Annotated in this window: 8 protein-coding genes; 4 read left to right on the top strand and 4 right to left on the bottom strand. The window is 68.0% G+C overall.

Going from position 1 to position 7,401, the window contains the following annotated elements; translation table 11 throughout:
- Window positions 1-304: TrmH family RNA methyltransferase (locus tag G3N92_RS28490; protein WP_277396206.1), on the bottom strand; the 304-nt coding region annotated here is incomplete at its 3' end.
- Between the two features lie 337 nt (window positions 305-641).
- Between G3N92_RS28490 and G3N92_RS28485 the strand changes: the two genes are divergently transcribed.
- The gene (locus tag G3N92_RS28485) at window positions 642-1,457 is read left to right on the top strand and encodes an inositol monophosphatase family protein (protein ID WP_206130918.1); all 816 of its coding nucleotides are present in this window, start codon (window positions 642-644) and stop codon (window positions 1,455-1,457) included.
- Between the two features lie 113 nt (window positions 1,458-1,570).
- Here G3N92_RS28485 and G3N92_RS28480 read toward each other — a convergent pair whose 3' ends face one another.
- Together G3N92_RS28480 and kdgT are read right to left on the bottom strand one after the other, a co-directional pair.
- Complete coding sequence (locus G3N92_RS28480) at window positions 1,571-2,191, bottom strand: HAD family hydrolase (protein WP_206130917.1); 621 nt, start codon at window positions 2,189-2,191, stop codon at window positions 1,571-1,573.
- A gap of 217 nt (window positions 2,192-2,408) precedes the next feature.
- Window positions 2,409-3,437: a 2-keto-3-deoxygluconate transporter gene (kdgT, locus tag G3N92_RS28475; protein ID WP_206130916.1), complete on the bottom strand. Its 1,029-nt coding sequence runs from the start codon at window positions 3,435-3,437 to the stop codon at window positions 2,409-2,411.
- A gap of 275 nt (window positions 3,438-3,712) precedes the next feature.
- On the opposite strand from kdgT, the gene kduI reads away from it, so the two are divergent.
- From kduI to kdgR, 3 genes are all read left to right on the top strand, one after another.
- A complete protein-coding gene (gene kduI, locus G3N92_RS28470) occupies window positions 3,713-4,549 on the top strand; it encodes a 5-dehydro-4-deoxy-D-glucuronate isomerase (protein WP_206130915.1) in 837 nt (278 codons plus the stop codon).
- 26 nt (window positions 4,550-4,575) lie between these two features.
- The gene (kduD, locus tag G3N92_RS28465; protein WP_339385827.1) at window positions 4,576-5,340 is read left to right on the top strand and encodes a 2-dehydro-3-deoxy-D-gluconate 5-dehydrogenase KduD; all 765 of its coding nucleotides are present in this window, start codon (window positions 4,576-4,578) and stop codon (window positions 5,338-5,340) included.
- A gap of 63 nt (window positions 5,341-5,403) precedes the next feature.
- Window positions 5,404-6,261 carry a DNA-binding transcriptional regulator KdgR gene (kdgR, locus tag G3N92_RS28460; protein WP_206130913.1) on the top strand — a complete coding sequence of 286 codons (858 nt, stop codon included), beginning with the start codon at window positions 5,404-5,406 and terminating at the stop codon, window positions 6,259-6,261.
- 26 nt (window positions 6,262-6,287) lie between these two features.
- Here the strand turns inward: kdgR and G3N92_RS28455 are convergent, their stop codons facing one another.
- Window positions 6,288-7,328: an aliphatic amidase gene (locus tag G3N92_RS28455; RefSeq protein WP_206130912.1), complete on the bottom strand. Its 1,041-nt coding sequence runs from the start codon at window positions 7,326-7,328 to the stop codon at window positions 6,288-6,290.
- Between the last annotated feature and the right edge of the window lie 73 nt (window positions 7,329-7,401).

Genomic DNA, 7,401 nt, shown 5'->3' with positions numbered 1-7,401 from the left:
ATTCGCGGCTGCGCGCGCTGAGCGCGACCGACCACTGCACGCCGGCCAGCGCCTCGTCGAGCGTGGCCACGATGCGGGTGGCGGCCAGCACGTCGTCCGCCCCGCTCGCCATGGCAACGGCGTCCGGATCGGCCAGCACGTCGGCCACGCGCGGCGCGACCAGCACCAGCCGCGAGAGGCCCATGGTTTTGAGCGCGCGGGCCGCCGCGCCGACGTTGCCGGGGTGGCTCGGCTCGACCAGCACGAAGCGCGCGGCGGCAAACGCGACGCCCGGATCGAAACCGGAATCGGGGCCCGAAGGCATGGCGGGGATGGGATGCGAGGTTTCCAACGTGATAGATCCGACCGAGAACATGAGAACCGGGCGTAATGGTAGCGCCAACGCCACACCAATCCCAGCCGGCCGAACGGCTTATGCCACGCGGCGGTCGGAAAAACGCTCCGACTCGGGTAAAATGCCGCTTTCGCGCTCGCCCTCGGCCCGTCAAGGCAGTGGGCAACGGCACAGCGCCAGCGCCCCGTTCTTTGTCAATTCGCGTCTTCCGTCGACGAAACGTCCGCCCAGCCTTGCCGGGCGGCGCTTCGCCGGTTCAGTTCACCTTTGTGGCGGCCTCATGCCGCCGGCTACAGGATCCAGGCTCATGCATCCCATGCTCAACATTGCTGTCAAGGCTGCGCGTCGCGCCGGGCAGATCATCAACCGCGCCTCGCTCGATCTCGACATGATCGAGATCCGCAAGAAGCAGCACAACGATTTCGTCACGGAAGTCGACAAAGCCGCGGAAGACGCGATCATCGACACGCTCAAGACGGCCTACCCCGATCACGCGATCCTGGCCGAGGAATCGGGTAAGTCGGACAACGAATCCGAATACGTCTGGATCATCGATCCGCTCGACGGCACCACCAATTTCATCCACGGCTTCCCGTACTACTGCGTCTCGATCGCGCTCGCGCATCGCGGCGTGATCCAGCAAGCCGTCGTCTACGATCCGAACAAGAACGACCTGTTCACCGCCACCCGCGGCCGCGGCGCGTTCCTGAACGACCGCCGCATCCGCGTCGGCCGCCGCGACCGCCTGGCGGACGCGCTGGTCGGCACCGGCTTCCCGTTCCGCGAAAAGGACGGCCTCGAGGAATACACGCGCCTGTTCATGGAAATGACGCAAGCCTGCACGGGCCTGCGCCGCCCGGGCGCGGCCGCGCTCGATCTGGCGAACGTCGCCGCGGGCCGCCTCGACGCGTTCTTCGAGCAAGGCATCAACGCGTGGGACATCGCCGCGGGCAGCCTGCTGATCACCGAAGCCGGCGGCCTGGTGGGCAACTACCACGGCGAATCGGATTTCCTCGACCGCAACGAGATCGTCGCGGCGAACCCGAAGGTCTACGCGCAGATGATCCCGATCCTGAACCGCTACTCGCGCATCGGCACCGACAAGCCGGCCCAGCAGTCCTGAGCCCGCGCCGGGCGCCGCGTGCGCCCGGATCGCGACGCGCCATGAAAAAGCCCGCACCGGAAACGGTGCGGGCTTTTTTTCGTCCGCGGCCGGCGCGCGCGGCCGCACCGGCCTCAGCCGTCGATCGCGCCCATCGGCCCCTGGCCGCGAATCCACGACCAGTCGGCGCGCTCGGCCATCTCCTTGTCGCCGCGGCTGTCGCCGTAGGCGAACAGCTTCGCCGGCGGCTGCGCGCCCCACCACGCGGCGAGCCGCACCACCTTTTGCGGCCCCCAGCAATTCTCGCCGTCGAAGCGGCCGGCGAAACGCCCGCCCTCGAACGCGAGGCGCGTGGCGAGCACGGCGTCGAAACCGGCCGTCGCGGCCCATTTCTCCAGATACAGCGACGGCGACGCGCTGACCAGCACCACCGTATGGCCGCGCGCCCGATGTTCGCGCACGCGTTCGAGCATCTCGGGCCGCACCAGGCGCGGCAGCTCGGTGGCGACGAACCGTGCGGCGCGCGCGTCGAGCTCGGCCTGCGCGACCGGCCCGAACGCGAACCAGGCGAAGCGCGCCTTGGCCGCGCCGCGCGAGATCCAGCCGGCCTTCATCGCGACGATCCACGGCAGCGCGCGCAGGCCGGCCCAGGCGAAGCGGATCGGGCCGACGGCCTGCTGCACGAAGTGGCGAAAGCTGTCGCCGGTGGTGATTGTGCCGTCGAAATCGAAGGCGGCAACGATGCGGTCGGTCATGGCAAGGGCGTGTAGCGCAACGGACAAGCCCGGACGATAGCAAATTTGCGCGGCGCTGCGGCGCTGATGCACGCATCGGCACGTCGGCACGTCGGCACGTCGGCACGTCGGCACGTCGCGCTCATCAAAGCACAACGCCGGAGCCAACCACGCTCCGGCGTCCAGCCCCGCAACCGGCGCGCCGCCCACCCGCGGCGCGCGCCGTCGATCGATCGAATCAGATATGCCCCTGCTGATGCGCGGACACGCCAACCTGATGCAGCCCCGCCTCGCCCGCCGCCGCCTCGCCGGCCTGCACCGGCTTCGCGAAGCGCCGCGCCCAGATCGCCGTGGCGATCGGCACCAGGATCGCCGTGATCAGGCACGCGGTGGCCACCGTGGCCGTGGCGGCCGGCACCAGCGGCTTCAGGCGCGGCACCATCTCGCCGATGATCGCCGGGTTCGCCACCGCCGCGCCCGCCGTGGAGGACGCCGCGATGCCCGCCGTGCCGTTGCCGCCGCCGATGAAGCGGTCGGCCAGGATCAACGGAATGCCGGTGACGACGATCACGGCCAGGCCCAGGAAGATGCCCGGAATGCCGCTCGTCGCGATCACGTGCAGATCGATGCCGTTGCCAAGCGCGAAGCCGAAGAACGGAATCAGCGGATGCACGCAGCGGCCGAACAGATCGCGCAGGTCGCGGTCGAGGTTGCCGAGCGCGAAGCCGATCAGGAACGGCAGCACCGCGCCCACGAACAGCCGCGGCTCGAACACCGCCACCCCGGTCGCGCCGAGAATCGTCATGCTGACGAGCGGCCCCGATTCGAGCGACATCAGCACGAACGCCCCGGCCTCCTCGCGGGTGCCGTACTGCTGCATGACGGCTGCATACAGGCCGCCGTTGGTCATGTCCATCGAGGCGACGATCGCCAGCAGCGACAGCCCCGCGAACACCCCGCTCTGGATGCCGTCGCCCGGAATGAAGCGCGCCGCGATCAGCGTGACGAGCCACGCCACCAGCGTCTTGGTCAGCACCAGCGTGCCGGACTTGCGCAGCACCACGCCGGTGGCGCGCAGGTCGATGGTCGCGCCCATGCAGAAGAACCACACCGCCAGAATCGGCACCGTGCCCGAAATCAGCCCGTTGGTGAACGAGCCGAAGTATTTCCCCGAATCGGGCGCGAACGTGTGGACGCAGGCGCCGAGCACCATCGGCACCAGCATCAGCCCACCCGGCACGCGGTCGATGAATTTCTTGATTTTCACTGGGTTCTCCATCCCTGGACGCATGCGCCCGTTATCGAATCCGTCGTCTCCTGACGTGATTTCGGAACGTTATTCCATTCTCATATCGACTCCCATCGCGGTTAACCCTGCAACACGACAAGGCCCATACTTCGAGGCACGCCGCACTTTCCGGCGCCTCCGAAAAATAGTTGGAACGATGTTCCGATTATTTTTCGAATGTGCTCTAATGCCGGAACACCCGCGGGTGCCGCCGAGCGCGGCAGCCCGCGTCACGATCCCCACGGAGACAGCAGATGGAAGTCAGGCAGGCGATTCACAGCGAGCACGCGAAAACCCTCGATACGGCCGGGTTGCGCCGGCATTTCCTGGTCGAGAAGGTGTTCGAGCCGGATGCGCTGCAACTGACCTACAGCCATATCGACCGGATCATCGTCGGCGGCGCGTTCCCCGCCACGCGCGCGGTGGAGGTGCCGGCCTCGCTCGGCAAGTCGATCGGCGTCGATTACCTGCTGCAGCGGCGCGAGCTGGGCGCGATCAACATCGGCGGCGACGGCTGGGTGGACGTGGACGGCACGCGCCACGCGGTGCGCTTCGAGGAGGCGATCTACATCGGCCAGGGCGCGCAATCGGTGGCGTTCGGCAGCGACGACGCGAGCCGCCCCGCGAAGTTCTATCTGAACTGCGCGCCGGCCCACACCGCCTACCCCACGCGCGTCGTCACGCTGGCGCAGGCCTCGCCCGAAACGCTCGGCGATCCGTCCACCAGCAACCGCCGCACGATCTACAAGTTCATCGTTCCGGAAGTGGTGCAGACCTGCCAGCTCTCGATGGGCATGACAAAGCTCGAACCGGGCAACCTGTGGAACACCATGCCGTGCCACACGCACGAGCGGCGCATGGAGGTGTATTTCTATTTCGGCATGCAGGACGACGCGGCGGTGTTCCACATGTGCGGCGAGCCGACCGAAACGCGCCATCTGCTGGTGCACAACGAGCAGGCCGTGATCTCGCCGAGCTGGTCGATCCACTCCGGCGTCGGCACGCGCGCCTACACGTTCATCTGGGGCATGGTCGGCGAGAACCAGGTGTTCAAGGACATGGATCACGTCGCGGTCGCCGCGCTGCGCTAAGCCTCATGAGCCTCGAGAATCGAACCGTGACATCCGCCTCCCCCTTCGACCTGAGCGGCAGGGTCGCGCTCGTGACCGGCTGCAACACCGGGCTCGGCGCCGCCATGGCGGTGGCGCTGGCGCAGGCCGGCTGCGACATCGTCGGCGTCAACCGCGGCGCGCCGGCCGACACGCTCGCGCGCGTCGAAGCGCTCGGCCGCCGCTTCCTGGATCTGCGCGCCGATCTGTCGCGCATCGCGCCGATCGACGACGTGATCGCCGCCAGCGTCGAGGCGTTCGGCCGCATCGACATCCTCGTCAACAACGCCGGCATCATCCGCCGCAACGACGCGCTCGAATTCACCGAGGCCGACTGGGACGCCGTGATCGACACCAACCTGAAGACGGTGTTCTTCTTCGCGCAGGCCGCGGCGAAGCAGTTCGTGCGGCAGGACGGCCGCGGCAAGATCATCAACGTCGCGTCGATGCTGTCGTTCCAGGGCGGCGTGCGGGTGCCGTCGTACACGGCGTCTAAAAGCGGCGTGCTCGGCCTCACGCGCCTGCTCGCCAACGAATGGGCCGCGCGCGGCATCAACGTCAACGCGATCGCGCCCGGCTACATGGCGACCAACAACACCGCGCAGTTGCGCGAGGATGCGCAGCGCAACGAGGAAATCCTCGGCCGGATTCCGGCCGGACGCTGGGGCGCACCCGAGGATCTGGCCGGGCCGGTGCTGTTCCTCGCGTCGGCGGCCTCCGATTACGTGCACGGCCACACGCTGGCGGTGGACGGCGGCTGGCTGGCCCGCTGATTCAACTCCCCGCCCGGACACGCTATGCTCTCGCCTGATTCACATTCGAAGGACGGTCTGCACATGGAAGCGATGCTCAGGCGCCGGAAGGACGAGGCTGCGTCCGGGGCGCGAAACGACGACGGCGACAAGGCCGAATCGGCCTCGGCCGCCGGCAAGGTGTTCGCCGTGCTGGAAGCGCTCGGCGCGCACGGCCCGATCGGCATCAGCGAGCTGTCGCAGCGGCTCGGCATGTCCAAGACCACCGTGCACCGCTTCCTGCAGACGCTGAAGACGCTCGGCTTCGTCGCGCAGGAGGACGAAACCGAGCGCTACCGCCTCACCATCCGCCTGTTCGAGCTCGGCGCGCAGGCGCTCGACAGCGTCGACCTGGTGCGCGAGGCCGACATCGAGATGCGCCGCATCGGCCGCCTCACGCGCGAGGCGCTGCACCTGGGCGCGTTCGACGAGGATCACATCATCTACATCCACAAGATCGACGCCGATTACGGGCTGCGCATGCATTCGCGGATCGGCCGCACCAACCCGCTTTACAGCACCGCGATCGGCAAGGTGCTGCTGGCGTGGATGGCGCCCGACGAGGCGCGCGAGGCGCTCGCGCGCGTGGTGTTCCGCAAGTCCACGCCGAAGACGCTGGCCTCGGCCGAAGCCGTCTGGAGCATTCTTCCGCACGTGCGCGAACAGGGTTACGGCGAGGACAACGAGGAGCAGGAAGACGGCCTCGTGTGCCTCGCGGTGCCGGTGTTCGACCGCTTCGGCCGCGCGATCGCGGGGCTGTCGATCTCGTTTCCGACCATGCGCTGCGGCGCCGACACCAAGCCGCATTACGTGGCGCTGCTCAAGCAGGCCGGGCAGACGATTTCAGCCAAGCTCGGCTATCGCGGCGACGGCGACGGCGGAAACGCGAGCGCGGCAGGCTGAAGCGCCCGCCGGCGCGCTTCGACACGTCAGCGCAGGTTCCCGTCCGCCTCGTGCGGAATCCCCGCCACCGGGCACTCGGGCGTGCCCGGCATCGGTCGCGTGAGGGCCTCGACGGCCGCGCGCGCCTTCTGCGGATCGGCGATCCAGTCGCGATAGAACGCGAACGGGCACTCGGCCACGCCGTGCACGCTGTCGCCCGAATGGATCGTGCCCGTGTAGCCGCGATGCAGCAGCTTGTAGAGATGGTTCTGCGACTGCAGGTTGCGGCGCGCGTCGCGGATCAGCGACACCGACAGCTCCGCGTACTGCACGCCCATCTCCTCCTCGCCGCATTCGCCGAGCGTGCGCCCGTCGAAGCCGACGATCGCCGAATGCCCGAAATACGAATACACGCCGTCGAAGCCGGCCGCGTTGGCCACCGCCACGTAGGTGTTGTTCATCCAGGCCATCGCCTTCGACACCATCACCTGCTGCTCCTTGGCCGGGTACATGTAGCCCTGACAGCGCACGATCAGTTCGGCGCCGCGCATCGCGCAGTCGCGCCAGATCTCGGGATAGTTGCCGTCGTCGCAGATGATCAGGCTGATCTTCAGGCCCTTCGGGCCATCGCTCACATAGGTGCGGTCGCCCGGATACCAGCCCTCGATCGGCGTCCACGGCATGATCTTGCGGTACTTCTGGACAATCTCGCCGTGGTTGTCGATCAGGATCAGCGTGTTGTAGGGCGCCTTGTTCGGGTGTGCCTCGTGGCGTTCGCCGGTGATCGAGAACACGCCCCACACGTTGGCCTGGCGGCAGGCGGCCGAGAAGATCTCGGTTTCCGCGCCGGGGATGGTCGAGGCCGTCTCGACCATCTCGGCCTCGTCGTACATGATGCCGTGCGTCGAATACTCGGGAAAGATCACGAGATCCATGCCCGGCAGCCCGCGCTTCATGCCGATCAGCATCTCGCCGATCTTGCGCGCGTTCTCCAGCACCTCGGCGCGCGTGTGCAGTCGGGGCATCCGGTAGTTGACCACCGCCACGCCGACGCTGTCGCGGCTGCTCGAAATATCGCCATGTCGCATCGTCTTGCTCCGTCCGGTGCGCGGGGCGCGCGGCCCCGCGCGGGGTTCAGTGACTGATCATCCAGGGCCGGCA

The sequence above is a fragment of the Burkholderia sp. Ac-20379 genome, assembly GCF_017104645.1.
Classification (GTDB): Bacteria; Pseudomonadota; Gammaproteobacteria; order Burkholderiales; family Burkholderiaceae; genus Burkholderia.
The sequence above is the reverse complement of the archived record's forward strand: the minus strand, read 5'-3'. Positions and strand labels throughout refer to the sequence as shown.